The sequence below is a fragment of the Klebsiella sp. K-3 genome (genome assembly GCF_051207495.1).
In the GTDB taxonomy this organism is placed as follows: domain Bacteria; phylum Pseudomonadota; class Gammaproteobacteria; order Enterobacterales; family Enterobacteriaceae; genus Klebsiella; species Klebsiella aerogenes.
Genome location: NZ_JBPNXF010000010.1, coordinates 73,211 through 97,996, shown reverse-complemented (window position 1 = coordinate 97,996; position 24,786 = coordinate 73,211). Strand labels below are relative to the sequence as shown.

The 24,786-nt window shown below is 51.5% G+C and carries 24 protein-coding genes, 2 tRNA genes and 2 other RNA genes; 14 read left to right on the top strand and 14 right to left on the bottom strand.

What is annotated here, in order from left to right; all coding sequences use genetic code 11:
• Positions 1-183 precede the first annotated feature (183 nt).
• From pfkB to ACSEMK_RS17615, 3 genes are all read left to right on the top strand, one after another.
• Positions 184-1,116, top strand: a complete 933-nt coding sequence (gene pfkB / locus ACSEMK_RS17625) for a 6-phosphofructokinase II (protein WP_087857936.1) — start codon at positions 184-186, stop codon at positions 1,114-1,116.
• An 86-nt stretch (positions 1,117-1,202) separates the two neighbouring features.
• Positions 1,203-1,487, top strand: a complete 285-nt coding sequence (ghoS, locus tag ACSEMK_RS17620; RefSeq protein WP_087857937.1) for a type V toxin-antitoxin system endoribonuclease antitoxin GhoS — start codon at positions 1,203-1,205, stop codon at positions 1,485-1,487.
• Positions 1,488-1,592: 105 nt separating this feature from the next.
• On the top strand, positions 1,593-2,453 hold the full coding sequence (locus tag ACSEMK_RS17615) for a fructosamine kinase family protein (protein ID WP_087857938.1): 861 nt from the start codon (positions 1,593-1,595) through the stop codon (positions 2,451-2,453).
• Positions 2,454-2,496: 43 nt separating this feature from the next.
• Here ACSEMK_RS17615 and tonB read toward each other — a convergent pair whose 3' ends face one another.
• The gene (gene tonB / locus ACSEMK_RS17610; RefSeq protein WP_430915275.1) at positions 2,497-3,237 is read right to left on the bottom strand and encodes a TonB system transport protein TonB; all 741 of its coding nucleotides are present in this window, start codon (positions 3,235-3,237) and stop codon (positions 2,497-2,499) included.
• A 210-nt stretch (positions 3,238-3,447) separates the two neighbouring features.
• On the opposite strand from tonB, the gene ACSEMK_RS17605 reads away from it, so the two are divergent.
• Positions 3,448-3,744 carry a YciI family protein gene (locus ACSEMK_RS17605; protein WP_015367051.1) on the top strand — a complete coding sequence of 99 codons (297 nt, stop codon included), beginning with the start codon at positions 3,448-3,450 and terminating at the stop codon, positions 3,742-3,744.
• 52 nt (positions 3,745-3,796) lie between these two features.
• Here ACSEMK_RS17605 and ACSEMK_RS17600 read toward each other — a convergent pair whose 3' ends face one another.
• Positions 3,797-3,970, bottom strand: coding sequence for a YciY family protein (locus ACSEMK_RS17600; RefSeq protein ID WP_086538044.1), 174 nt, complete (start codon positions 3,968-3,970; stop codon positions 3,797-3,799).
• 144 nt (positions 3,971-4,114) lie between these two features.
• Here ACSEMK_RS17600 and cls point away from each other — a divergent pair, with 144 nt between their 5' ends.
• Together cls and ACSEMK_RS17590 are read left to right on the top strand one after the other, a co-directional pair.
• On the top strand, positions 4,115-5,575 hold the full coding sequence (gene cls / locus ACSEMK_RS17595; protein ID WP_430915276.1) for a cardiolipin synthase: 1,461 nt from the start codon (positions 4,115-4,117) through the stop codon (positions 5,573-5,575).
• A gap of 34 nt (positions 5,576-5,609) precedes the next feature.
• Complete coding sequence (locus tag ACSEMK_RS17590) at positions 5,610-5,939, top strand: HI1450 family dsDNA-mimic protein (RefSeq protein ID WP_015367064.1); 330 nt, start codon at positions 5,610-5,612, stop codon at positions 5,937-5,939.
• 71 nt (positions 5,940-6,010) lie between these two features.
• On the opposite strand, the gene ACSEMK_RS17585 is transcribed toward ACSEMK_RS17590, so the two are convergent.
• The 7 genes from ACSEMK_RS17585 to ACSEMK_RS17555 form a co-directional block, all read right to left on the bottom strand.
• Positions 6,011-6,874 carry an ion transporter gene (locus ACSEMK_RS17585; RefSeq protein ID WP_430915277.1) on the bottom strand — a complete coding sequence of 288 codons (864 nt, stop codon included), beginning with the start codon at positions 6,872-6,874 and terminating at the stop codon, positions 6,011-6,013.
• 16 nt (positions 6,875-6,890) lie between these two features.
• Positions 6,891-7,895: a murein tripeptide/oligopeptide ABC transporter ATP-binding protein OppF gene (gene oppF, locus ACSEMK_RS17580; protein WP_059304977.1), complete on the bottom strand. Its 1,005-nt coding sequence runs from the start codon at positions 7,893-7,895 to the stop codon at positions 6,891-6,893.
• On the bottom strand, positions 7,892-8,905 hold the full coding sequence (locus tag ACSEMK_RS17575; protein ID WP_113374162.1) for an ABC transporter ATP-binding protein: 1,014 nt from the start codon (positions 8,903-8,905) through the stop codon (positions 7,892-7,894). The genes oppF and ACSEMK_RS17575 overlap by 4 nt, the downstream gene beginning before the upstream one ends.
• 11 nt (positions 8,906-8,916) lie before the next feature.
• Positions 8,917-9,825: an oligopeptide ABC transporter permease OppC gene (gene oppC, locus ACSEMK_RS17570; RefSeq protein ID WP_087857941.1), complete on the bottom strand. Its 909-nt coding sequence runs from the start codon at positions 9,823-9,825 to the stop codon at positions 8,917-8,919.
• Positions 9,826-9,839: 14 nt separating this feature from the next.
• On the bottom strand, positions 9,840-10,760 hold the full coding sequence (gene oppB / locus ACSEMK_RS17565; RefSeq protein WP_015367069.1) for an oligopeptide ABC transporter permease OppB: 921 nt from the start codon (positions 10,758-10,760) through the stop codon (positions 9,840-9,842).
• An 84-nt stretch (positions 10,761-10,844) separates the two neighbouring features.
• On the bottom strand, positions 10,845-12,476 hold the full coding sequence (gene oppA, locus ACSEMK_RS17560) for an oligopeptide ABC transporter substrate-binding protein OppA (RefSeq protein WP_045397547.1): 1,632 nt from the start codon (positions 12,474-12,476) through the stop codon (positions 10,845-10,847).
• 753 nt (positions 12,477-13,229) lie between these two features.
• The gene (locus ACSEMK_RS17555; RefSeq protein WP_045397549.1) at positions 13,230-13,877 is read right to left on the bottom strand and encodes a YchE family NAAT transporter; all 648 of its coding nucleotides are present in this window, start codon (positions 13,875-13,877) and stop codon (positions 13,230-13,232) included.
• A gap of 478 nt (positions 13,878-14,355) precedes the next feature.
• Here ACSEMK_RS17555 and adhE point away from each other — a divergent pair, with 478 nt between their 5' ends.
• Complete coding sequence (gene adhE, locus ACSEMK_RS17550; protein ID WP_087857943.1) at positions 14,356-17,034, top strand: bifunctional acetaldehyde-CoA/alcohol dehydrogenase; 2,679 nt, start codon at positions 14,356-14,358, stop codon at positions 17,032-17,034.
• A 184-nt stretch (positions 17,035-17,218) separates the two neighbouring features.
• Here adhE and tdk read toward each other — a convergent pair whose 3' ends face one another.
• The gene (gene tdk / locus ACSEMK_RS17545; protein ID WP_045397553.1) at positions 17,219-17,839 is read right to left on the bottom strand and encodes a thymidine kinase; all 621 of its coding nucleotides are present in this window, start codon (positions 17,837-17,839) and stop codon (positions 17,219-17,221) included.
• A gap of 546 nt (positions 17,840-18,385) precedes the next feature.
• Between tdk and hns the strand changes: the two genes are divergently transcribed.
• On the top strand, positions 18,386-18,793 hold the full coding sequence (hns, locus tag ACSEMK_RS17540) for a histone-like nucleoid-structuring protein H-NS (protein ID WP_004103116.1): 408 nt from the start codon (positions 18,386-18,388) through the stop codon (positions 18,791-18,793).
• Positions 18,794-18,917: 124 nt separating this feature from the next.
• Here hns and galU read toward each other — a convergent pair whose 3' ends face one another.
• From galU to rssA, 3 genes are all read right to left on the bottom strand, one after another.
• Positions 18,918-19,820 (bottom strand): UTP--glucose-1-phosphate uridylyltransferase GalU, encoded by a 903-nt coding sequence (gene galU, locus ACSEMK_RS17535; protein WP_045397556.1) that lies wholly within the window; start codon positions 19,818-19,820, stop codon positions 18,918-18,920.
• Between the two features lie 198 nt (positions 19,821-20,018).
• Complete coding sequence (gene rssB / locus ACSEMK_RS17530; RefSeq protein WP_087857945.1) at positions 20,019-21,032, bottom strand: two-component system response regulator RssB; 1,014 nt, start codon at positions 21,030-21,032, stop codon at positions 20,019-20,021.
• An 89-nt stretch (positions 21,033-21,121) separates the two neighbouring features.
• The gene (gene rssA / locus ACSEMK_RS17525) at positions 21,122-22,021 is read right to left on the bottom strand and encodes a patatin-like phospholipase RssA (RefSeq protein ID WP_045397562.1); all 900 of its coding nucleotides are present in this window, start codon (positions 22,019-22,021) and stop codon (positions 21,122-21,124) included.
• Positions 22,022-22,131: 110 nt separating this feature from the next.
• On the opposite strand from rssA, the gene ACSEMK_RS17520 reads away from it, so the two are divergent.
• The 6 genes from ACSEMK_RS17520 (at position 22,132) to ACSEMK_RS17495 (ending at position 24,197) form a co-directional block, all read left to right on the top strand.
• Positions 22,132-22,590 (top strand): YchJ family protein, encoded by a 459-nt coding sequence (locus ACSEMK_RS17520; RefSeq protein WP_045397568.1) that lies wholly within the window; start codon positions 22,132-22,134, stop codon positions 22,588-22,590.
• A gap of 44 nt (positions 22,591-22,634) precedes the next feature.
• Complete coding sequence (gene purU / locus ACSEMK_RS17515) at positions 22,635-23,477, top strand: formyltetrahydrofolate deformylase (protein ID WP_316424566.1); 843 nt, start codon at positions 22,635-22,637, stop codon at positions 23,475-23,477.
• 159 nt (positions 23,478-23,636) lie between these two features.
• Positions 23,637-23,721 (top strand) — tRNA-Tyr (locus tag ACSEMK_RS17510).
• A gap of 39 nt (positions 23,722-23,760) precedes the next feature.
• Positions 23,761-23,845: transfer RNA gene (locus ACSEMK_RS17505), tRNA-Tyr, on the top strand.
• 43 nt (positions 23,846-23,888) lie between these two features.
• Positions 23,889-24,021: non-coding RNA, RtT sRNA (locus ACSEMK_RS17500), on the top strand.
• Between the two features lie 43 nt (positions 24,022-24,064).
• A non-coding RNA gene (locus ACSEMK_RS17495) (RtT sRNA) lies at positions 24,065-24,197 on the top strand.
• A gap of 116 nt (positions 24,198-24,313) precedes the next feature.
• On the opposite strand, the gene ACSEMK_RS17490 is transcribed toward ACSEMK_RS17495, so the two are convergent.
• Positions 24,314-24,757 carry an Lrp/AsnC family transcriptional regulator gene (locus tag ACSEMK_RS17490; protein WP_049056889.1) on the bottom strand — a complete coding sequence of 148 codons (444 nt, stop codon included), beginning with the start codon at positions 24,755-24,757 and terminating at the stop codon, positions 24,314-24,316.
• Between the last annotated feature and the right edge of the window lie 29 nt (positions 24,758-24,786).

The window sequence follows — 24,786 nt, the reverse complement described above, 5'->3', positions numbered from 1 at the left end:
CGAATAACTTAGCAATCAATTGCTATTTCGTTTTTTGAATAAGACGGTTCCCAAAACAATCTTTATTTCATAAAGATAAAAACACAGACATCTTTGCAAATCCGCCGCCCACCCCGCTTCCCCTCACTCCATTTCGGTGCCATGCTTAAAAAAGCAGCTTTATTCGTATTAAGGAGGAACAGGATGACCAAAATTTATACGCTCACGCTGGCCCCATCACTCGACAGCGCAACGCTGACGCCGCAAATTTATCCCGAAGGCAAATTACGCTGTAGCGCACCGGTATTCGAACCTGGAGGCGGCGGGATCAACGTCGCCCGGGCCATTACCTTTCTGGGGGGTAAAGCGACGGCGATTTTCCCGGTTGGGGGCGCCACCGGCGAGCATCTTACCGCCCTGATGGCAGACGAGCAGGTCCCGGTCGAAACAATAGAAACCCGCGACTGGACGCGGCAAAACTTACATGTGCATGTCGATGCCAGCGGTGAACAATATCGCTTTGTCATGCCCGGCGCGGCGCTAACCGAGGATGAGTTCCGCCGCCTGGAAGAGAAAGTGCTGGCGATTGAGCCCGGTTCGCTGCTGGTTATCAGCGGCAGTCTGCCGCCCGGTATCAGCGTCGAGCATCTGACTCAACTGGTAAAAAACGCGCAGCAGCACGGGCTACGTTGCATCATCGACAGCTCCGGCGATGCGCTGGCCGCCGCGCTGGACGTCGGCAACATTGAGCTGGTCAAACCGAACCAGAAAGAGCTTAGCGCGCTGGTACAGCGCGACCTCAGCCAGCCTGACGACGTACGCAATGCCGCGCTGGAGCTCATCCGCTCCGGAAAAGTACGCCGGGTTGTGGTTTCGCTGGGCCCGCAGGGGGCGCTGGGAGTTGATGCCTCCGGCAGCGTACAGGTGGTGCCGCCGCCGATGAAAAGCCAAAGCACCGTAGGTGCCGGCGACAGTATGGTCGGCGCGATGACTTTGCGTCTCGCCGAGCACGCCTCGCTGGAAGATATGGTCCGCTTTGGCGTCGCCGCCGGTAGCGCCGCCACGATTAACCACGGCACCCGCCTGTGTTCATTAGCCAATACGCAAAAAATCTACGATTACCTGTGTGCCCGCTAGTCTCGCCCCCCTTCGCTCCGGTGAAGGGGGTCAATTCGCTATCATGGTCTATGCTAGAAATTCCATGCATAACAACAGAGTGAAAAATGAGCAACGATATTACCGCGCACGTGATCACCGTTAAATTTCAGGAACAGACGCTGACCGAGATAAATGAGCTCAGCAATCATTTCATCCGCGCAGGTTTTGTCCTGACGCTCAACGACGAAGATGGAAAAACGCATGAATTAGGCACCAACACGTTTGGCCTGCTGAGCGCGCAGAGCGCCGACGACGTGCGGGCTTTAAGCGCAGGCCTTGCGGAAACCGCTCTAGGCAGACCAGCAGAGATAGCCATCACCACATTTAGCGAATGGTTAAAAGCTCAATAAGTGCGATCGCCATCGTGGAAGGTGCCAGTTGTGCGTTAGCTCGAACTTTACGGCCAGGTTATACGCTAACCTTATGATATGGTGGAAAACATGGGGAGAGACAGCATGTGGCAAGCTATTAGCAATTTGTTAAGCGAGCAGCACACTGACGGCGCTGAAATCGAACTGCGCAACGAGCTACCCGGCGGGGAAATCCATGCCGCCTGGCATTTACGTTTTGGCGGGAAAGACTATTTCGTCAAATGCGATGAACGCGAGCTGCTCCCCATTTTTACCGCGGAGGCGGATCAGCTGGAGCTGCTCTCGCGCTGTAAAACCGTCAGCGTTCCGCAGGTCTTTGCCGTCGGCAGCGATCGGGATTACAGCTTTCTGGTGATGGAATATTTACCGCCGCGACCGCTGGACGCGCATAACGCGTTTCTGCTCGGTCAGCAAATTGCCCATTTACATCAGTGGAGCGACCAGCCGCAATTTGGCCTTGATTTTGACAACGATCTGTCGACGACCCCGCAGCCGAATGCCTGGCAGCGCCGCTGGTCAACGTTTTTCGCTGAACAACGCATTGGCTGGCAGCTGGAGTTAGCGGCGGAAAAAGGACTGCACTTCGGCGATATCGACAGCATTGTCGACACCGTACAGCAGCGGCTCAGCAACCATCAGCCGCAGCCCTCTTTATTACATGGCGACTTGTGGTCCGGTAACTGCGCGCTAGGGCCCAATGGGCCGTATATTTTCGATCCGGCATGTTATTGGGGCGATCGCGAATGCGATCTGGCAATGCTGCCTCTGCATCCGGAACAGCCGCCGCAGATTTACGACGGCTACCAGTCGGTCTCGCCGCTGCCTGCTGGCTTCCTTGAACGACAACCGATTTACCAGCTTTATACCTTACTTAATCGGGCGATTCTGTTCGGCGGCCAGCACCTGGTCACCGCGCAAAAAGCGCTCGATGAAGCCCTGCAATAAGCGTAAAAAAAGGCCCTCAAAGGGGCCTTTTTCTTCAGCAAGTTTAATCCATTTTTACGCCGTTTAAGCGGAATTTGATGTTCATCGTCAAACCAGTGCCCGGCCTGCCTGCCTCGTAGCGCCATTTGCGCATCGCTGTTTTGACATCACGCTCAAACATATTGGCCGGCTTCGCAGAGAGTATCTGAATATTCTCCACCCGACCATCGGCAGTAACATCAAATTTCACGCGCACATCACCTTCAATACGCAGCGCCTGGGCACGTTGCGGGTAAGAAGGGTCGCCGCGTTTCAACGCTTTAGGACCGCTCGGCGCGGTAGTCATCGGTTTTGCCGTTGCCGCCGTGGTACTCGGCGCGGTACGCGCAGGCGCCGTATTGCTGTTCTCAAACGGCGAGACCGGGCGCGGCTCAGCGGGTTTCAGCTCGCGTTTCGGCTCGACTTTTTTCTCTGGTTTAGGCTTTGGTTTCGGCTTAGGTTTGGGCTTCGGTTCCGGTTTGTGAATAACCACTGGCGCCTCTTTTGGCGGCTCAGGCACCACTTCAGGCTCCGGTTCCGGCTCCGGTTCAACAACGGGTTCAACGACCGGCTGCGCCGCCTGCGGAGGCTCTAAATCCGCTGGCGCCACCATTGTTATTTCGATTGGCTGTGAAGGCGAAGGCTTTTCAATAACCTGATGTACCGAGGTATAAAGCAACCCCGCCACAACGGCACCGTGGATAGCCACGGACAGCAGCGTTGGCCACGGAAAGCGGCGAGGTAAATCAAGGGTCATTGCGCTCATAGTCGTTTCTGTTGAAAAATGATGCCCTGATTTTAAATGCAAATAGCAATCATATTCAATAAGGCGTGTTATCCTGCATCAAATTTTGCCTCGTTTTGTGGAAAAAAACCGGCGTGCCGTGGCATGCTAAAGGCGTGCGCATCTTATATTGCTGCTCATAACGCTTTCACGTCACGTGATTTGCCTATTTTTTGATTAAGGAGCCTTGCCGTGCTTTACGTCATCTACGCAGAAGATATCGCCGATTCTCTGGAAAAACGCCAGGCGGTGCGCCCTGCCCATCTGGCGCGCCTACAACTATTACATGATGAAGGCCGTTTACTGACCGCCGGCCCGATGCCCGCGGTAGATAGCAATGAACCTGGCGCGGCAGGATTTAGCGGCTCAACGGTTATCGCAGAATTTGAATCGCTGGAAGCGGCGCAGTCCTGGGCCAACGATGACCCCTATATCGCCGCGGGCGTCTATCAGCACGTCTCGGTGAAACCTTACAAAAAAGTATTTTAATCAATAACTTAAAACACAAAGGCACCGCAAGCGGTGCCTTTCGTTTTAACGCTTAGAATTCAGAGAAGGTGAACAGCAAAGCATGACGTTGCCGTTTGACCAGGCACTTCCTGATTGAAAGAATCCGCATGTTGCGGCGAGATTGGGCTTCCAGCCAGCGCGATTTACGGCGACTTACTTGTCTAAGCATGCGCCAGCGCCCTACTTCCGTTCTACTACGCTTCATTGCTACTACTCTACGAGTGAAAAACAGCCCTCATTATAAACCGATGAATCTGTCTGACCATCGCTTTCGCTGCGTTTTTATTTGCCAGATGGATGATGATGCGTAAACTCATGGCATCAGGCTATTCAAAAGGATTTTTCATCTATGACAACCTTTTACACGGTCGTAAACTGGCTGGTCATTCTGGGGTACTGGCTGTTGATTGCCGGTGTTACATTACGCATTCTAATGAAACGCCGCGCGGTACCTTCCGCCATGGCATGGTTACTGATTATTTATATCCTGCCGCTGGTGGGAATTATCGCTTACCTCTCCTTCGGCGAACTGCATCTTGGTAAGCGTCGAGCCGAGCGAGCTCGCGCCATGTGGCCCTCCACCGCCAAATGGCTAACGGACCTGAAAAGCTGCAAACATATCTTTGCTGAAGAAAATAGCCCGGTTGCCGAATCACTGTTCAAACTCTGTGAACGTCGCCAGGGGATCGCTGGCGTAAAAGGTAACCAGCTACAGCTGCTGACCGAATCTGATGATGTGATGCAGGCGCTGATTCGAGACATCCAGCTGGCGCGGCATAACATCGAAATGGTGTTCTACATCTGGCAGCCCGGCGGGATGGCCGACCAGGTGGCGGAATCGCTGATGGCCGCCGCGCGTCGCGGCGTGCATTGTCGACTAATGCTCGATTCAGCCGGTAGCGTCGCCTTTTTCCGCAGCCCGTGGGCGGCCATGATGCGTAACGCCGGTATCGAGGTGGTTGAAGCGCTTAAAGTTAACCTGATGCGTGTATTCTTACGTCGTATGGATCTGCGTCAGCACCGTAAAATGGTGATGATTGACAACTATATCGCCTACACCGGCAGCATGAATATGGTCGATCCGCGCTACTTCAAACAGGATTCCGGCGTCGGTCAGTGGGTCGATCTGATGGCGCGAATGGAAGGCCCGGTGGCCACGGCGATGGGGATCGTCTACTCCTGCGACTGGGAAATTGAAACCGGCAAGCGAATTTTGCCTCCGCCGCCGGACGTCAACATCATGCCGTTTGAAGAGGCTAACGGGCATACCATTCATACCATTGCATCCGGTCCCGGCTTCCCGGAAGATTTGATTCATCAAGCGTTGTTAACCGCAGCCTATGCGGCGAAAGAACACCTGATTATGACCACCCCCTACTTCGTCCCCAGCGATGACCTGCTGCACGCCATCTGTACCGCAGCCCAGCGCGGCGTCGAGGTCAGTATTATTATGCCGCGCAAAAACGACTCCCTGCTGGTAGGCTGGGCCAGCCGCGCCTTCTTCACTGAACTGCTTGCCGCTGGCGTGAAAATTTACCAATTCGAAGGCGGCCTGCTACATACCAAAAGCGTGCTGGTGGATGGCGAATTGAGCCTGGTCGGTACCGTTAATCTCGATATGCGCAGCCTGTGGCTTAATTTCGAGATCACGCTGGCGATCGACGACGCGGGCTTCGGCGGCGACCTGGCGGCGGTGCAGGACGATTACATCTCCCGTTCACGCCTGCTGGATGCAAAATTGTGGGCCAAACGCCCGCTATGGCAGCGGATCGCAGAGCGACTGTTTTACTTCTTCAGCCCGTTGCTGTAAAACGTGCCCATCAGATGCTTAACGGGTAGCAATCATGGATATGGATTTAAACAATCGCCTGACCGAAGACGAAACGCTCGAACAGGCTTACGATATCTTTCTTGAGCTGGCGGCGGATAACCTCGACCCGGCAGATATCATCCTTTTCAACCTGCAGTTTGAGGAGCGCGGCGGCGCAGAACTGTTTGACCCGGCGGAAGACTGGCAAGAGCATGTCGATTACGACCTCAATCCAGATTTCTTCGCCGAAGTCGTTATTGGCCTTGCCGATACCGATGGCGGCGAGATCAACGATATTTTCGCTCGCGTTCTGCTGTGCCGGGAAAAAGATCACAAACTGTGCCATATTCTGTGGCGCGAATAAGCATTAAGCTAATGCGCCTGTAAAAAAGCCTGCCGACAGTAATATCGGCAGGCTTTTTGTTTTATACGTTATTACGGTAATTCTGTTCCGCAAGCGTGGCAGAAACGGGCATTTTTATCATGCTCGGCGTTATTGCAGTTTGGGCAAACGCGGCGAGCGCGTCGGTTTTGCAACGCCGTAGTCATATGTGTCGTTATCAGCCCGGTTGGGATGGCGATGATAGAATAACCGATGAGAATAAGTACAGAGGCGAGTATCCGCCCTAATGGAGTATGTGGCGTAATGTCGCCGTATCCCACGGTAGTAATGGTGACGATTGCCCAATAGACCGAAGCATTTAAGGTGGTAAACCCGTATTGCGGCCCTTCAATTAAATACATCAGCGAGCCGAAAATCACCATCACAATAGCAATAAACGAGTAAAACAGAATGAGCTGATGACGGGCGCTGACGATAGCTCGCCAAAAAATATTCAGCGACGGCATAAAGCGCAGCAGTTTGAGAATACGTAGCGCCCGGATAACCCGCATGGCCCGCCAGGCAAAGACATACTCGAGGCTCATTTCCGGCCATAACCACATCACATACAGCGGTAAAACGGTCGCCAGATCGATAAATCCCCAGAAGCTGAAGATATAGCGTAGCGGATTCGGCCAGCTTATAACGCGTAGAATATATTCTGCGGTGAAGACCGCGGTAACCCCCAACTCCAGCCAAACAAAAACATGCCACTCATCAAGCGACAGGTGATATTGCGAGCCGAGTCCGGACTCAACAAAAATAATGACCACGCTTAACAGGGCGAATAAACCGCAAAGCCCTTCAAAACGACGGCCAGAGCGACGAGTTTGATCGAAGAGTAGATGGTATAGCCGCAAACGGGCGGCGGAGAGCGAAACTGCCACGTTAACCTCACAATAAAAAAGGGCTGACATCAGTCAGCCCGAGTGATTATAACGGGTCTACCTTCAGGCAGGAAACCGCATGGCGGAAACTGCCCTCCAGCACCGGCCGCGTTTTGGCGCATTCGGGCCCGGCCAATGGACATCGGGTGCGAAATACGCAACCCGAAGGCGGATTAATCGGTGAAGGTAATTCCCCTTCCAATAGTTGGATGGTTTTATTCTTCTCCAGATCCGGATCCGGCACCGGTACGGCCGACATCAGCGCTTTGGTATAAGGATGCAGCGGATTATGATACACCTCATCATAGGTGCCCAACTCCACCGCATGGCCTAAATACATGACCAACACGCGGTCGGAAATGTGTTTCACTACCGCCAGGTCGTGGGCGATAAAAATCAACGATAGCCCCATCTCCCGCTGCAGCTGCTGTAGTAAGTTCACCACCTGCGCCTGAATGGAAACGTCCAGCGCCGATACTGGCTCATCGCAAATGATCAATTTAGGCTCAAGGATCAGCGCGCGAGCGATACCAATGCGCTGACATTGGCCGCCGGAGAATTCATGCGGATAGCGGTTAATCAGGTTCGGCAACAGGCCGACCTTCATCATCATCGCCTTCACGCGATCGCGCACTTCCTGACGAGACATCTTAGGATGATAGGTCCGCAGCGGTTCAGCGATGATTTCGCCAATGGTCATACGCGGATTCAGCGATGCTAAAGGATCCTGGAAGATCATCTGGATATCGCTGCGCACGTCGCGCCACTCTTCCGGCTTCATGCCTAACAGATCTTTTCCAAGCCAGGCCACTTTACCGTCGGTAGCTTTCACCAGGCCGATGATGGCGCGGGCGAAGGTCGATTTACCGCAACCGGATTCGCCGACCACGCCCAGCGTTTCGCCTTCATACAGGCGCAGAGTAACGCCATCCACCGCTTTGAGCGTTTTTGACGGTTGCCAGAACCATTGCTTGCCATCTTTAATATCAAAATGCACTTTCAGATCGGCAATTTCGAGCAGCACTTTTCTTTGTTCGATCACGGCGTTCATAGCAGATCCCCTACCGGTTTAAAGCAAGCGCGCAGGCGGCCTGGCGCAAACGACTCCAGAGGCGGAGCGCTATTACAGATTTCCATGGCATGCGGGCAGCGCGGCTGGAACGGACAGCCTTTCGGCAGACGCAGCAGGTTCGGCGGGTTACCAGGAATTGTTAGCAAGGAATCGCCTTCGCCATCGAGACGCGGTACCGCATTGAGTAAACCAATCGAGTACGGGTGCGACGGTTGATAGAAGACGTCTCGCGCCTGACCGTATTCCATGGTACGCCCGGCATACATCACCAGAACCTTATCGCAGATCCCCGCTACCACGCCGAGGTCGTGGGTAATCATTATAATCGCGGTGTTAAACTCGCGCTTCAGCTCGTTAAGCAGGGTCATGATCTGCGCCTGCACGGTGACGTCCAACGCGGTGGTCGGTTCATCGGCAATCAGCAGTTTTGGCCGACATAACAGCGCCATGGCAATCATCACGCGCTGGCGCATCCCGCCGGAGAACTCGTGCGGGAACATCTTCATGCGCTTACGCGCTTCCGGCATCTTCACCGCATCGAGCATTCTTACCGACTCTTCAAAAGCCGCGGCTTTGCTCAGCCCTTTATGCAGCATCAGCACTTCCATCAGCTGCTCGCCAACCCGCATATAAGGGTTCAACGACGTCATCGGGTCCTGGAAAATCATCGAAATCTGTTCGGCACGCAGCTTATTCAGATCGCGCTCGGGCAAATTAAGGATTTCGCGACCGTTAAAAGTGGCGGAACCGCTAATATGACCATTCGCGGCCAAAAGCCCCATTAGCGCGAATGCCGTTTGCGATTTCCCGGAACCTGACTCACCGACGATTCCTAAGGTTTCGCCGGCCCGCAGGTTAAAATTCAGATCGTTAACCGCGGTGACATCGCCGTCCGGCGTTTTAAACGTCACCCGAAGATCCTTCACATCCAGCAGCAGACCGCTTTGCTGCGCGGCCTGCGGCGCTTTAGCCATTTCAATTGTGCTCATGACGGCGCTCCTTAGCGGTCTTTCGGGTCGAGGGCATCACGCAGGCCATCGCCGATAAAGTTAAAACAAAACAGCGTTACCACCAGGAAACCGGCAGGGAACAACAACAGCCACGGCGAGACTTCCATTGAGTTGGCGCCATCACTGAGTAACGCGCCCCAACTGCTCAGCGGTTCCTGGGTGCCAAGGCCGAGGAAGCTCAGGAAGGATTCGAACAGAATCATGCTGGGTACCAGCAGTGAAGCGTAAACCACCACCACGCCCAGGACGTTCGGCACAATATGACGAATAACGATATTCGCGGTGGAGACCCCGCCGACCTGCGCGGCTTCGATGAACTCTTTACGTTTCAGACTCAGGGTCTGACCGCGTACGATACGCGCCATATCCAGCCACGACACCATCCCGATAGCCACAAAGATCAGCAGGATGTTCTGACCAAAGAAGGTCACCAGCAGGATCACGAAGAACATGAACGGGAAGGAGTTGAGGATTTCCAGTAAACGCATCATCACCGAGTCCACTTTGCCGCCGAGATAACCGGAAAGTGAACCATAGAGGGTGCCGAGGATCACCGCCACCAGCGCCGCAGCCACGCCAACCATCAGCGATATGCGTCCGCCTATCGCCACGCGCACCAGCAGGTCGCGACCGGATGAATCGGTGCCAAAATAGTGACCAGACTCCATATCCGGAGCGTTAGACATCATCCCCCAGTCGGTATCGAAATAGGAAAACTGCGACAGCATTGGAGCGATAGTCACAAACAGCGCAATAATCACCAGCACAATCAGGCTGGCCACCGCCGCGCGGTTATGCATAAAGCGGCGACGCGCATCCTGCCACAGGCTACGGCCTTCAACTTCCAGTTTCTCACTGAAGTTCTCCAGCGCCTCGCTATTTTTCTTACTTAACATCATGGCGAACTCCGGCTTCAGTAGCGAATTTTCGGATCGATGACGGCGTACAGCACGTCGACGATCGCGTTAAACAGAATGGTCAGCGCGCCGACCAGAATCGTCAGGCTGAGCACCAGCGAGTAGTCGCGGTTAAGCGCTCCGTTGACGAATAACTGGCCAATACCCGGCAGGCCGTAAATTGTCTCGATAACCATTGAGCCAGTGATAATGCCAACGAACGCCGGGCCCATATAGGAAAGCACCGGCAGCAACGCAGGCTTCAGCGCGTGGCGGAAGATAATTCTGCGCATCGGCAGGCCTTTCGCCCGCGCGGTGCGGATGAAGTTAGAGTGCAAAACTTCAATCATCGAACCGCGGGTGATACGGGCGATACTGGCAATATAGGCCAGCGATAACGCCACCATCGGCAGGATCATAAATTTCAGTGCCCCGCCGTTCCAGCCGCCGCCAGGCAGCCAGTGCAGCGTGATGGCGAAAATCATCACCAGCAGCGGCGCCACCACGAAACTCGGTATGACGACGCCGGTCATTGCCACCCCCATCACCGCGTAGTCCCATTTGGTATTCTGTTTTAAGGCGGCAATAACCCCGGCGCTAACGCCAAGAATCACGGCTAATAAGAAGGCTGCAAGGCCCAATTTGGCGGAAACCGGGAAGCTTGATGCAACCAGATCGTTCACCGAATAATCTTTATATTTGAAGGAAGGACCGAAATCACCGTGCGCCAGTTGCTTCAGATAATTGAAGTACTGGGTCATGATGGGGTCGTTTAAATGATATTTCGCTTCAATGTTCGCCATGACTTCCGGCGGCAGCGTGCGTTCACCGGTAAAAGGACTGCCCGGCGCGAGGCGCATCATGAAGAAAGAGATAGTAATAAGAATAAATAGCGTCGGAATCGCTTCCAGACAGCGACGTAATATGAATTTTAACATTGCCCGTACCTTCTGGCCTGTGCCTATCGAGTGCGATGAATTCAGACACGGTGGGGCAAGCTCAGCCTGCCCCACGTCTTGCCATTAATGTTTGATAATATAAAGGTTCTTCACGTAAATATTATCCAACGGGTCTTTACCGGTATAACCGCCAACCCACGGTTTAACCAGGCGTGCGTTCACATAGTAGTAAACAGGAACAATCGCGGAATCTTTATCCAGCTGTTGTTCGGACTGCGCGTACAGCTCGGCGCGTTTCGCTTCATCGGTGACCTGCAGAGTATCGCCGATGATCTTATCGAATGCCGGGCTCTTATAATGCGCCGTGTTGTTAGAGCTGTCGCTGAGCATGGTGTTCAGGAACGATGTCGGCTCATTGTAATCAGCGCACCAGCCAGCGCGCGCGACGTCAAAGGTGCCCTGATGACGGCTATCGAGGAAGGTTTTCCACTCCTGATTTTCCAGCTTAACGTTAGCGCCAAGGTTTTTCTTCCAGATGGACGCCACGGCGATAGCCAGTTTTTTATGTAAATCAGAGGTGTTATACAGCAGGTTAAAGGTCAGCGGCTTATCAGCGGTATAGCCGGCTTCCGCCAGCAATTTTTTCGCTTCTTCATTACGCTTGTCCTGAGACCATTTGAACCACTCCGGTTCAACAAGTTTCATGCCATCGGTGTATGGCGGGGTATAACTGTAAGCCGGCAGATCGCCCTGGTTTTTCACTTTATTAACGATAATATCGCGATCCAGCGCCAGCTTAAGCGCGGTACGGACGCGTACGTCGGTAAATGGCGCTTTCTGGTTATTGATTTCGTAATAATAAGTACACAGATAAGGATCGACGTGAACTTCTTTCGGAATCTCTTTTTTCAGCTTCTGGAACAGTTCAATCGGCATGTTGTTATAAGTCATGTCGATTTCGCCGCTGCGGTAGCGGTTGACATCGGTAACTTCAGAAGAAATTGGCAGGTAAGTTACCTGGTTAATAACGGTTTTGGCGTTGTCCCAGTAATTCGTATTACGCTCGAGCACAATACGTTCGTTCACCACCCAGTCTTTTAATTTATAGGCGCCGTTGGTGACGATATTCGCAGGCTGCGTCCATTTCTCGCCATATTTTTCGATGGCGGCTTTTGGTACTGGAGAAACGGATGGATGGACGAGGAGTTTATAGAAATACGGAACCGGTTCGCTCAGCGTGACTTCAAACGTTTTGTCATCGATCGCTTTGACGCCGAGATCGGTTGCCGGTTTTTTGCCGGCAATAATCTCATCGACGTTAGCCACATGGCCATACTGAAGATAGCTGGCGTAAGGTGATGCCGTTTTCGGATCCGCCAAACGCTGCCAGCTATAAACGAAATCTTGCGCGGTAACCGGTGAACCGTCGGACCATTTGGCATCTTTGCGAATATGGAAAGTCCAGACTTTAAAATCCTTGTTATCCCACGATTCGGCAACGCCCGGAACTGGATGGCCGTTAAGATCGCCAATCACTAACCCTTCAAACAGATCGCGGTTAACGTTGGACTCCGGTACACCTTCAATTTTATGCGGATCCAGAGATTGCACCTCTGCCCCGTTATTACGTACCAGCGTTTGTTTATCCGCCAGTTGCACCCCGGCAGGGACATCAGCTGCCATAGCAACATTTGCGGTGATGAGCGCAGATAAAATTCCCGCCGCTACCAGACTTTTTTTAGTGATGATGGTCATGTGTTGTTACTCCACTCATTATAATTACTGGTTATTTAACCAGCCTGTTATTTTTCCCTTATAGGGATTCTGTACAGTGCAGGAGTCTTTGCCGCTGTCAGATTCTACTGCTTGCTATCACCGACTTATTTATTACGACCGCTCAAACGGCAGCCTTGACGTCGATTCTTTATCCCCTGTCCAGAGGGGGAATGCCGGCACAATGAGTTATGTAATAATAATTCTCATTTGTGCACATTATTTAGTTAGCGATCAGGCCGGAAAGTACCAAAACGGTTTCTTGTCCGCCAATGCAATTTGCAAATATGTTACCGGATTCTCTTTTATTGTTTTTTTTACCGTGCTTAACCTGAGACTTATGACGTTTAAAAAGCAAAAATAGCGTTTAAAATCACACGGATAGGAACACCCTGTCGTTTTACGTTCCCGCTCTGTACGCAAAGTTGCTTTTTTGCACAAAAATTTAACAATTGTCTAATTTTTAGCACATTAATCTGCTGTCTCGAAGAAATTACTAATATCATTTCGATGATCCGACAGCAAGCGCCAGAGAATGATGTGACAAAAATAACAGTGATGAGGGGAGAAAAACAGTCTGACGAGATAGAATAAAAACAACTAACAATATGATAAATATAAAATAAAATCATTATCAGCAAAAGTTATCGCTTACCATTTATAGCAACGACAGGAATAAGTTTTGCTAATAATCTTTCAAACGCGAGGCTCAGCGCCCCGCGTCTGCTGCGTCAGTCACCCTGTTAATCCAGGAAACAGCGCTTTAATCCCGGTGACGATAAACTCGATCCCTAAAGCCATCAGCAACAGACCCATGATACGCGTAATGACGTTAATTCCGGTCTGCCCCAGCAATCTGACCAACCATGGGGCCATGCGAAAGATTCCCCAACAACAGGCGGCAAACAGCGCAATGGCGATTGAAAAACCGATCAGATGGGCAATTGAGTGATAACGCGTGCCCCACACGATCGTGGAACTTATCGCCCCCGGCCCCGCCATTAAAGGCAGCGCTAACGGTACGACACCGATGCTTTCACGAATGGCCGTCTCCGACTTTTCCTGTTTGTTTTGTTTATCCTCGCCGAGTTTCCCGCTGATCATCGACATGGCGATAGTCACCACCAGGATCCCCCCCGCGATACGGAAAGAATCAATTGAGATGCCGAAAATTTGCAAGATTCCATCACCGAGGAAAAGCGAGGTAAGGAGGATGATAGCCACCGACAGGTTAGCCGTCAGATTCGTCTTATTACGTACCAGCGCCGTCTGATAACTGGTCATACTAATGAAAACCGGAATGATGCCGACCGGATTGACCAGCGCGAACAGGCCGATAAAAAATTTAAAATAAACAGCGAAATCAAACAACGGTAGGGTCACAGTGAACTCCGCAGCACCATTAAAAAAGGCTGTTGACAGCGTCAGTACGAATTAATTTGGCAGAAGATACCCTTTTCATAGCCACAATTCATCTCAAATATGCAGCCGCGGCTGATTGATTTTATTTGTTATATATTTGTTTAATGTATGCGCTTTATTCATTAAATATGCATACCTTATCACTCCTCATGATTTAACTGGTCAATTATTGCCCTGCTGAAAGGTATCAGCATCGCCAAATATTGATCCAAATCACGTAATTCATACTCAGAAGTGAGTAATCTTGGCTACACCAACAGAGTGAAAGGCCGAAGTACCTGAGTGCGTAGTAAGACAAAGCTTTTTTAGTAAATCAGTGTGTTCAAAGCGTTAGAAATCTTTACGTTAACATTTACATGCAAGCTGTTAACAGCCTGTCTATAATGTCGAATCGAGCTACTGTTTTACTAAAAAAGTTTAACATTATCAGGAGAGCATTATGGCTGTTACTAATGTCGCTGAACTTAACGCACTTGTAGAGCGCGTAAAAAAAGCCCAGCGTGAATATGCCAGTTTCACTCAAGAACAAGTTGATAAGATCTTCCGTGCCGCCGCTCTGGCCGCTGCAGATGCTCGAATCCCTCTCGCAAAAATGGCCGTTGCCGAATCCGGCATGGGTATTATTGAAGATAAAGTGATCAAAAACCACTTCGCCTCCGAATATATCTACAACGCCTATAAAGATGAAAAAACCTGTGGCGTCCTGTCTGAAGACGACACTTTCGGTACCATCACCATTGCTGAACCAATCGGTATTATTTGCGGTATCGTCCCGACTACCAACCCAACCTCAACGGCAATCTTCAAATCGCTGATCAGCCTGAAGACGCGTAACGCCATCATCTTCTCTCCGCACCCGCGTGCTAAAGACGCAACTAACAAGGCGGCGGATATTGTATTGCAGGCGGCGATTGCCGCAGGCGCGCCGAAAGATTTGATTGGTTGGATCGACCAACCTTCAGTAGAACTGTCTAATGCATTGATGCACCACCCTGACATCAACCTGATCCTCGCCACCGGTGGCCCAGGTATGGTTAAAGCCGCTTATAGTTCTGGTAAACCAGCTATCGGCGTTGGCGCAGGCAACACGCCGGTTGTCATCGATGAAACTGCCGATATTAAACGCGCAGTAGCGTCCGTACTGATGTCAAAAACCTTCGATAACGGCGTTATCTGTGCTTCTGAACAGTCTGTCGTCGTCGTTGACTCTGTATACGATGCCGTTCGCGAACGCTTTGCCAGCCACGGCGGCTACCTGCTGCAGGGCAAAGAACTGAAAGCGGTTCAGGACATTATCCTGAAAAATGGCGCGCTGAACGCGGCTATCGTTGGTCAGCCAGCGGCAAAAATCGCCGAACTGGCGGGCTTCACCGTGCCGGCCACCACTAAGATTCTGATCGGCGAAGTTACCGACGTTGACGAAAGCGAACCGTTCGCTCACGAAAAACTGTCCCCGACGCTGGCAATGTACCGTGCGAAAGATTTCGAAGACGCGGTCAATAAAGCAGAAAAACTGGTCGCCATGGGCGGTATCGGCCATACCTCTTGCCTGTACACCGACCAGGACAACCAGCCGACTCGCGTGGCCTACTTCGGCCAGATGATGAAAACCGCGCGTATCCTGATCAACACCCCGGCTTCTCAGGGTGGTATCGGCGACCTGTATAACTTCAAACTCGCACCTTCCCTGACTCTGGGTTGTGGTTCCTGGGGTGGTAACTCCATCTCTGAAAACGTTGGTCCGAAACACCTGATCAACAAGAAAACCGTTGCTAAGCGAGCTGAAAACATGTTGTGGCATAAACTTCCGAAATCTATCTACTTCCGTCGTGGCTCACTGCCAATCGCACTGGATGAAGTGATTACTGATGGTCACAAACGCGCGCTGATTGTGACTGACCGCTTCCTGTTCAACAACGGTTATGCAGACCAGATCACTTCCGTATTGAAAGCGGCTGGCGTAGAAACCGAAGTATTCTTTGAAGTTGAAGCTGACCCAACGCTGACCATCGTGCGTAAAGGCGCGGATCTGGCCAACTCCTTCAAACCAGACGTAATCATCGCGCTGGGCGGCGGTTCCCCGATGGATGCAGCCAAAATCATGTGGGTCATGTATGAGCACCCGGAAACCCACTTCGAAGAACTGGCGCTGCGCTTTATGGATATCCGTAAACGTATCTACAAGTTCCCGAAAATGGGCGTCAAAGCCAAGATGGTTGCCATTACCACCACTTCCGGTACCGGTTCTGAAGTTACCCCGTTCGCCGTGGTAACCGACGATGCAACTGGACAGAAATATCCGCTGGCCGACTACGCGCTGACTCCGGATATGGCGATTGTCGATGCCAACCTCGTCATGGATATGCCGAAGTCTCTCTGTGCCTTCGGTGGTCTGGATGCCGTAACTCACGCCCTGGAAGCTTACGTTTCCGTACTGGCCTCTGAGTTCTCCGATGGTCAGGCTCTGCAGGCGCTGAAACTGCTGAAAGAGTATCTGCCGGCCTCTTACCATGAAGGTTCTAAGAACCCGGTAGCCCGCGAACGTGTGCACAGTGCCGCCACTATCGCTGGTATCGCGTTTGCTAACGCCTTCCTGGGCGTGTGCCACTCAATGGCTCACAAACTGGGCTCGCAGTTCCACATTCCGCACGGTCTGGCAAACGCCCTGCTGATCTGCAACGTTATCCGCTATAACGCGAATGACAACCCGACCAAGCAGACCGCATTCAGTCAGTATGACCGTCCGCAGGCTCGCCGTCGTTACGCCGAGATCGCAGACCACCTGGGCCTGAGCGCTCCGGGCGACCGCACTGCTGCGAAAATCGAGAAACTGCTGGCATGGCTGGAAAGCCTGAAAGCTGAACTGGGTATTCCGAAATCTATCCGCGAAGCCGGCGTTCAGGAAGCTGACTTCCTGGCTCACGTTGATAAGCTGTCTGAAGACGCCTTTGATGACCAGTGCACCGGCGCTAACCCGCGCTACCCTCTGATCGCCGAGCTGAAACAGATTCTGCTGGATACCTACTACGGTCGTGACTTTGTCGAAGGCGAAGCTGCGGCTGTGAAAAAAGAAGCTGCTCCAGTCAAAGCAGAGAAAAAAGCGAAAAAATCCGCTTAATTCACGGCATTGATATGAACGAAGCCCCATCTATTGATGGGGCTTTTTTTATTTTCATACTTTATTAACGTTTGCCTACAGAAGTACAAAAGACAATAAACCTGGTAATATCTGAATACAGGAACCGATTCCATAAAAGACAACAGGCGCCATATAGGCGCCTGAAGGTAATGAAATTAAAGAATTATTCGCAGTGACGCAGCTTACTTTGCACCTGGGTTAACGAACCGATATTCAGCGCCTCTTTATAATGCTTACGACAGACGGAAACGTAGCGCTCATTACCGCCAATAACCACCTGCTCCCCCTCATTGTACGGGCGCCCTTCCTGATCAAGACGTAAAACCATGCTTGCCTTTCGCCCACAGAAGCAAATCGTTTTTAATTCAACCAGCTTATCTGACCATGCTAACAAATACTGACTACCGCTAAATAACTCACCGCGAAAGTCCGTACGCAATCCGTAGCACAATACCGGGATATCGAGCTCATCCACCACTTCAGAGAGCTCGTGGACCTGTTCACGGGTCAAGAACTGGCTCTCGTCCACCAGCACGCAATGAATGGGCTGGCGGGCATGCTCCGACGCGATATCGGCATATAACGACGTCTGAGGATTATACAGCCGCGCCGGCGAAGAGAGCCCGATTCGCGAGCTCACTTTGCCAGAACCAAAACGGTCGTCAATTTCAGCGGTATAAACGACGGTACGCATCCCTCGTTCCTGGTAATTGTACGAAGACTGCAACAGCGCAGTAGACTTACCGGCATTCATTGCAGAATAGTAAAAATAAAGTTGTGCCATCGGCTGCGTAACCCCAATCAATGTGTTTTACCGCGCAATTGTATCATATATTACCGAGCCGACCGTGCTTTCACAGGGGGTATTGCTGGCAGGCTGATAATGCTTTACAAAAAATGAAACGGCCAGCGAATGAATAGCGTCAGGCACCACTGTCGCCGCGCCAGCGGATACAAATCATTGTCGTTTTGTGCTTAAACCGCCATTCCCCGGACAACTATAATGGGTTTTAGCCGCCAATTTATATTAAGCATCACCGTAACTAATGCGCTAAAACTGAAGAGCGATATTTATCCACGTGAAGTATAAATTTACTCTCGAAACGCGGGAAAATCATCCTGACTCATGGTTTTAGCGCCAGTGCGTATGCTTAAGCTATAAGCGAGAAGATGTGAGGTCGCGCGAAAATTTAACTTAAATTATTTAATCAACCAGACAAATAACAAGTAATTTTGAATTCCTTACATTCTCCCCTATTGCACATCTGATTTTATCGCTCTATTATTACTTCAACAAACCACCCCACAATATAAGTTTGAGATTACTACAATGAGCGAAGCACTTAAAATTTTGAACAACATCCGTACTCTTCGTGCGCAGGCAAGAGAATGCACCCTTGAAACGCTTGAAGAGATGCTGGAAAAATTAGAAGTTGTTGTTAACGAACGTCGCGAAGAAGAAAGCGCCGCTGCTGCAGAAATTGAAGAGCGTACTCGTAAACTGCAACAGTACCGCGAAATGCTGATCGCTGACGGTATTGATCCGAATGAACTGCTGAGCACCATGGCGGCAGTTAAAGCTGGCACCAAAACTAAACGTGCTGCACGTCCGGCTAAATACAGCTACGTTGATGAAAACGGCGAAACTAAAACCTGGACTGGCCAGGGTCGTACTCCGGCAGTCATCAAGAAAGCAATGGATGAGCAAGGTAAAACACTGGACGATTTCCTGCTCTAATTAGCTTTATGCTTGATATAAAAATCCCGCTTCGGCGGGATTTTTTTTATCGCTACGCGCTAAAGTATCAGGCATAAAAAAACCGGATCGCTATCAGGCGACCCGGTTGTTCTGGCGACGAATATTACTTCGCGACAGCTTGCTCAAGCCAGGCTTTAAAGTCTTCGCCCAAAGTCTTATGGCGAACGCCATATTCTACGAAGGCCTGCATATAACCGAGCTTATTACCGCAGTCATGGCTTTTGCCTTTCATGTGGTAGGCTTCCACGGTCTCTTTCTCGATCAGCATATCAATAGCATCAGTCAGCTGAATTTCATCGCCGGCTCCCGGAGGGGTTTTAGCCAGCAGCGGCCAAATATCGGCGCTCAGTACATAACGGCCGACAACCGCCAGATTAGATGGCGCGACGTCTGCCTTCGGCTTCTCAACAACGCCAACCATCGGCACACTTTCACCAGGCTGCAGGCTTTCGCCTTTGCAATCAACAACACCATAAGCCGTAACGTCATCAACTGGCTCAACCATGATCTGGCTGGCGCCCGTTTCGTCAAAGCGAGCAATCATTTCCGCCAGGTTATCACGGGTCAGATCGGACTCATATTCGTCCAGAATAACGTCCGGCAGAATAACCGCAACCGGCTCGTCGCCGACAACGGGATGCGCGCACAGCACCGCATGACCCAGACCTTTAGCCAGCCCCTGACGTACCTGCATGATGGTAACGTGCGGCGGACAAATAGACTGAACTTCTTCCAGAAGCTGACGTTTTACACGTTTTTCCAGCATCGCTTCGAGTTCGAAGCTGGTATCGAAATGGTTTTCAATAGAGTTTTTCGAAGAGTGTGTCACCAGAACAATTTCAGTAATCCCAGCGGCGATACATTCGTTAACAACATATTGGATTAATGGTTTATCTACCAGTGGCAGCATTTCTTTCGGAATAGCCTTGGTGGCGGGTAGCATCCTGGTGCCTAATCCCGCTACCGGGATAACAGCTTTTCTTACTTTAGAATTAAGGGCAGCCATTGAAATCTCCTGGACTGTTCGTTTTTTGAACTTAATCGTCAATAAATAACGCATCGAGTATATCAGTCTGATCAGTTAAACCTGGTCTGAAAAGGTTTGGATACCCTCGAATTAGGACTTTTACGCATAAAACGCAGTGATAGTACCACCGGAAATGTAGGCCCGGTAATCCCACCTACTAAAAATAGATAGAATTGTTCATTCTGCAGACAACATCAGTCGTAAACGTCCCCCCGCGCCCCAAATTTGGCACTGCCATGAAGTACAGCGCTGGCTAATTTGGTTGAGGTATGCGTTGCCCAACGTTCCTAACGGAACGCCGTTACTAATTTGAATTTTATGCTCACCGGTATTCAACGTGCCGTTAAGACCTGCAGAAACCAGAATCAAATTTTTTAATCCGCTGTGATAATAACCAACCAACAATGGGAATTGACCTGGTAAATTGGCCTGGCGGAGTAATTGGTTAACTTGTTTTAACAATGCGCCCATTTCCGGCAGGCGCTGCCCCTGATGAGCGAGCTGTTCTTGCAGCAAGCCATTAAACAAAGCACGTAATAATAATGCAGCCAGAACGCCATTATCACCGGCACGGGTAACATCCAGGCAATAAAACGCCAGATCGTTTTCTGATAACGGCGCAATATCCAGCACCAGCCCCGGTTTATCTGCAGAGATAAGCTGGCGGTAATGAATGCGACAATGAGATATCTCCTGCTGTACCGGCGGCTGAAGCTCCTGCAATAACCTTGACGCCGCCAGGGGATCGCTAACTAACGCATCCCAGTCTTCAAATAATCGCTCTTCCTCTTCTACTCGAGAACTAAACATTGTCGGGTAGAGACATGCATACACCGTTTCACGCAGGCGATTAAAATCTTTTACCGGCTTCAGTAAGACGTCCTGCACGCCAAGACGCAGCGCTTTGGCAATGTCCGCCATGTTTTCGGTCGCGGAAATCATCAAAATAGGAAGTTGTTCACCCTGGTTGCGAACCTGTTCAACCAGCTCCAGGCCGTTCATCCTCGGCATCGAGATATCGCAAATCATCAGATCCGGTTTCGAAATCGCGATTTGCTGCAGCGCCTCAATGCCGTCTTCCGCCTGGCGAGTCGTCGCTCCCAGTGAAGTTAGCCAGCTATCCAGGAGAGAGCGGAAAACGGGTTCGTCTTCTACTATCAGAATCTGTTTTCCCGCCAATGGCTGCGTCATGTTCTCTCCCCTGGCTGACGATAATTAAATAGTGGCACGCTATTCACGCTATCGCCTGTCAGAATTTACTTAAGTGTTGGACAAGTGCGCTACGCGGAAGTGCGCACCAAGGGTAATAATTCATCCATTTTTTTCTCAACGGCCAGCTGTCCTGCGGCCATCGCTTCGCCAGCACGATGAAAATCGAGAGTGGATATTTGCGGACAAAACGGCTGTAGCAGGATATCTGGCGGATCGCCTGCCATACGATTACGTTTCAGGCGGTTTTCCAGCACCTGAATCGAGGTGGACATAATCTCCATCGCCGTGGGGGTTATTGTCGCACGACGAGAGCTCATTCTCCCCAACCGTGATCGCAGGCGGGAATGCCAACTTAGCTCTTCTATCGGCTCCGGACGCGGCGATTCGATTGATAACAGGTCCTGCTGCATAAGATGGGCGTCATGCTGGAGGTCGACGGCAATCACAATATCCGCCCCCAAGGCTCGCGTTAGCGAGACCGGAACCGGATTGACCACCGCACCATCTACCAGCCAGTAGCCGTTATGCATCACCGGCGACATCAGGCCCGGCATACTACAAGAAGCGCGGACCGCCATGTGCAGGTCACCTTCCGTAAACCATAATTCACGCCCGGTGCTCAGGTTAGTCGCCACGGCGGCAAAACGACGTTCGCACTCTTCGATTTGCGCAACGGGCATAATTTGCCGGTATTGATTGAACACCCGCTCGCCGCGTAACAAACCGCCGCGCCGCCAGGAGAGATCCATCAATCGCAGCACATCCCAGTTGCTAAAGGAGCTAACCCACTTTTCCAACGCAGGGAGACGATTGCAGGCGTATGCCGCACCGACTAAGGCACCAATAGAACATCCTGCCACTACATCGACATCAATTCCTGCCCGATGCAGCGCTTTTATCACGCCGATATGCGACCAACCGCGCGCGGCGCCAGCCCCTAGCGCTAAACCAATCTTCAACTTTCTCATTAGTACAGATACATATCCTTCCACTCTGAGCATGACATTAGCGCCATCGCTCAGTTAACATAATGCAGGTTGGCGCTCTGGCGCCGTCATTCTTTTCCATGGAGGCGATTTTGTCGCAATTATGCCCCTGTGGCAGCGCTCTCGAGTATAGCTCATGTTGCCAGCGATATCTGGACGGCGGTCAGCTAGCGCCGAGCCCGTCACAGCTGATGCGTTCCCGCTATAGCGCATTCGTGATGAAAGATGTCGATTATTTAATCAAAACCTGGCATCCGACCTGTGAAGCGTCACGTTTTCGCACCGATATTGAAAAAGGCTTTGCCAATACGCAATGGCTCGGCTTAACCGTTTTCGCCACCGATAACGGACGTAATCCCGACGAAGGCTTCGTCAGTTTTATCGCACGTTTTACTGAAGATAACCGCCCCGGCGCGATTATTGAACGTTCCAGATTCTTAAAAGAAAACGGACAGTGGTACTATATTGACGGCACCCGGCCATTAATTGGTCGTAATGACCCCTGCCCTTGCGGTTCAGGTAAAAAATTTAAAAAATGCTGCGGCCAATAAGGCCCGGCATCAGCAATTGCAAACACAACAGGATTTCCCCCGCGATGCATTCATTACAACGTAAAGTACTACGCACCATTTGCCCTGATCAGAAAGGCCTCATCGCGCGTATCACGAATATCTGCTACAAGCACGAGTTAAACATCGTGCAGAACAATGAGTTTGTCGACCACCGTACCGGTCGTTTCTTCATGCGTACCGAGCTCGAAGGTATCTTTAACGACGCCACTCTGCTGGCCGACCTCGATAGCGCGCTGCCGGAAGGCTCAATCCGTGAACTCAATCCGGCCGGCCGTCGCCGGGTGGTGATTCTGGTCACTAAAGAAGCGCACTGTCTCGGCGATCTGCTGATGAAAGCCAACTACGGTGGGCTGGACGTCGAGATCGCCGCGGTTATCGGCAACCATGAAACGCTGCGCACGCTGGTGGAACGTTTCGATATTCCCTTTGAGCTGGTGAGCCATGAAGGATTGAGCCGCGAAGAGCACGACCAGCAGATGGGCGATGCGATAGCCGCCCACGATCCGGACTACGTGGTACTGGCAAAGTACATGCGCGTGCTTACTCCGGCGTTTGTCGCTCGTTTCCCGAACAAAATCATTAATATTCACCACTCGTTCCTGCCGGCGTTTATCGGCGCGCGTCCGTATCACCAGGCCTATGAGCGCGGCGTGAAGATCATTGGCGCCACCGCCCACTATGTGAATGATAATCTGGATGAAGGCCCAATCATCATGCAGGACGTGATTCACGTCGATCATACCTATACCGCCGAAGATATGATGCGCGCGGGCCGTGACGTTGAAAAAAACGTCTTAAGCCGTGCGCTATATCAGGTACTGGCGCAGCGCGTCTTTGTTTACGGCAACCGGACGATCATTCTTTAATCAACAGCGAAATGAATTGGTTAGCTTTACGGCGTTACGCGTAAAAATCAGGCAACCAGTTTAATTTTGTCAAAGGAATGCTTTACAGGGGCGCGTCATTTGGTATGATGCGCCCCGCTTCCCGAGAAGGGAGCAGGCCAGTAAAAAGCATTACCCCGTGGTGGGGTTCCCGAGCGGCCAAAGGGAGCAGACTGTAAATCTGCCGTCATCGACTTCGAAGGTTCGAATCCTTCCCCCACCACCATTCATTTTGCTGAATAGCCTACAATTTGATTTTACCCCTGGTGGGGTTCCCGAGCGGCCAAAGGGAGCAGACTGTAAATCTGCCGTCATCGACTTCGAAGGTTCGAATCCTTCCCCCACCACCATCTCTCCTTGTAATACCCAGCTTAATCTACCTACGATATTCTATATTCTGCCCTACGGGGAAGGATGAGAAGCTTCGACCAAGGTTCGACTCGAGCGTCAGCGAGAGAACGTTGCCGCAGGCAACGGCCCGAAGGGCGAGGAGCGATAGCGACGAGTTATCCTTCCCCCACCACCATCTACCCATGTCATACCCAGTTTAATCTACCTACAATACTTAATATTCTGCCCTACGGGGAAGGATGAGAAGCTTCGACCAAGGTTCGACTCGAGCGTCAGCGAGAGAACGCTGCCGCAGGCAACGGCCCGAAGGGCGAGGCGCTTTAGCGCCGAGTAATCCTTCCCCACTCCTGTTGCACTCTCTTCAGCCACCTGTTCTGCTATCTCCTCGCTCGCGCTTCGCTTAGCGAGGCTACAGGTGGTGCCGTTTGGTAGCCCGGACAGGTGCGCAGCACCGCCTCCGGGAAAACTCACAGCGGGGGCAATCGTCTTTTGACCGGCGAGCTTTTCACCACAGAGGTATTACACTGCGCATACTCCGCGAGACCATCCAATATCGTATCCAACTGCGCAATATCACGGACCACGAGACGCATAACAAAACAATCCTCTCCGGTGACCTTGTCGCTTTCAATACACTCCGGCATCGCCTGGATATATTTATCCACTTTTTGCAGCAATCCCGGTAGCGGTCTCACTCGAACTAATGCCTGCAGGCTATATCCCAACGCCGCAAGATTAACCCGCGCGCTATAACCCTGAATCACCCCTTTTTCCTCAAGGCGTTTTACCCGCTCGGCGGTACTCGGCGAGGTCAATCCCACCTGCGCACTCAATACCTTAAGCGAAACTCTGGCATCTTGCGTCAGGCAGGCAAGAATCGCCCGGTCTATTTCATCAATTATGTATTCCATTTATTTCACCTAATAAATAAAGGCATTCA

Excerpts from the sequence above, each read along its gene's own strand:
- rssB (WP_087857945.1), bottom strand. The coding sequence starts at position 21,032 with ATGACGCAGCCATTGGCGGGAAAACAGATTCTGATAGTAGAAGACGAA.
- ACSEMK_RS17590 (WP_015367064.1), top strand. The coding sequence starts at position 5,610 with ATGGATATGGATTTAAACAATCGCCTGACCGAAGACGAAACGCTCGAA.
- tonB (WP_430915275.1), bottom strand. The coding sequence starts at position 3,237 with ATGAGCGCAATGACCCTTGATTTACCTCGCCGCTTTCCGTGGCCAACG.
- purU (WP_316424566.1), top strand. The coding sequence starts at position 22,635 with ATGCATTCATTACAACGTAAAGTACTACGCACCATTTGCCCTGATCAG.
- ACSEMK_RS17575 (WP_113374162.1), bottom strand. The coding sequence starts at position 8,905 with ATGAGCACAATTGAAATGGCTAAAGCGCCGCAGGCCGCGCAGCAAAGC.
- pfkB (WP_087857936.1), top strand. The coding sequence starts at position 184 with ATGACCAAAATTTATACGCTCACGCTGGCCCCATCACTCGACAGCGCA.
- ACSEMK_RS17600 (WP_086538044.1), bottom strand. The coding sequence starts at position 3,970 with ATGAAGCGTAGTAGAACGGAAGTAGGGCGCTGGCGCATGCTTAGACAA.
- tdk (WP_045397553.1), bottom strand. The coding sequence starts at position 17,839 with ATGGCACAACTTTATTTTTACTATTCTGCAATGAATGCCGGTAAGTCT.
- oppF (WP_059304977.1), bottom strand. The coding sequence starts at position 7,895 with ATGAACGCCGTGATCGAACAAAGAAAAGTGCTGCTCGAAATTGCCGAT.
- rssA (WP_045397562.1), bottom strand. The coding sequence starts at position 22,021 with ATGAGAAAGTTGAAGATTGGTTTAGCGCTAGGGGCTGGCGCCGCGCGC.
- ACSEMK_RS17615 (WP_087857938.1), top strand. The coding sequence starts at position 1,593 with ATGTGGCAAGCTATTAGCAATTTGTTAAGCGAGCAGCACACTGACGGC.
- oppC (WP_087857941.1), bottom strand. The coding sequence starts at position 9,825 with ATGATGTTAAGTAAGAAAAATAGCGAGGCGCTGGAGAACTTCAGTGAG.
- hns (WP_004103116.1), top strand. The coding sequence starts at position 18,386 with ATGAGCGAAGCACTTAAAATTTTGAACAACATCCGTACTCTTCGTGCG.
- ACSEMK_RS17585 (WP_430915277.1), bottom strand. The coding sequence starts at position 6,874 with ATGTCAGCCCTTTTTTATTGTGAGGTTAACGTGGCAGTTTCGCTCTCC.
- galU (WP_045397556.1), bottom strand. The coding sequence starts at position 19,820 with ATGGCTGCCCTTAATTCTAAAGTAAGAAAAGCTGTTATCCCGGTAGCG.
- adhE (WP_087857943.1), top strand. The coding sequence starts at position 14,356 with ATGGCTGTTACTAATGTCGCTGAACTTAACGCACTTGTAGAGCGCGTA.
- ACSEMK_RS17490 (WP_049056889.1), bottom strand. The coding sequence starts at position 24,757 with ATGGAATACATAATTGATGAAATAGACCGGGCGATTCTTGCCTGCCTG.
- cls (WP_430915276.1), top strand. The coding sequence starts at position 4,115 with ATGACAACCTTTTACACGGTCGTAAACTGGCTGGTCATTCTGGGGTAC.
- ghoS (WP_087857937.1), top strand. The coding sequence starts at position 1,203 with ATGAGCAACGATATTACCGCGCACGTGATCACCGTTAAATTTCAGGAA.
- oppA (WP_045397547.1), bottom strand. The coding sequence starts at position 12,476 with ATGACCATCATCACTAAAAAAAGTCTGGTAGCGGCGGGAATTTTATCT.
- oppB (WP_015367069.1), bottom strand. The coding sequence starts at position 10,760 with ATGTTAAAATTCATATTACGTCGCTGTCTGGAAGCGATTCCGACGCTA.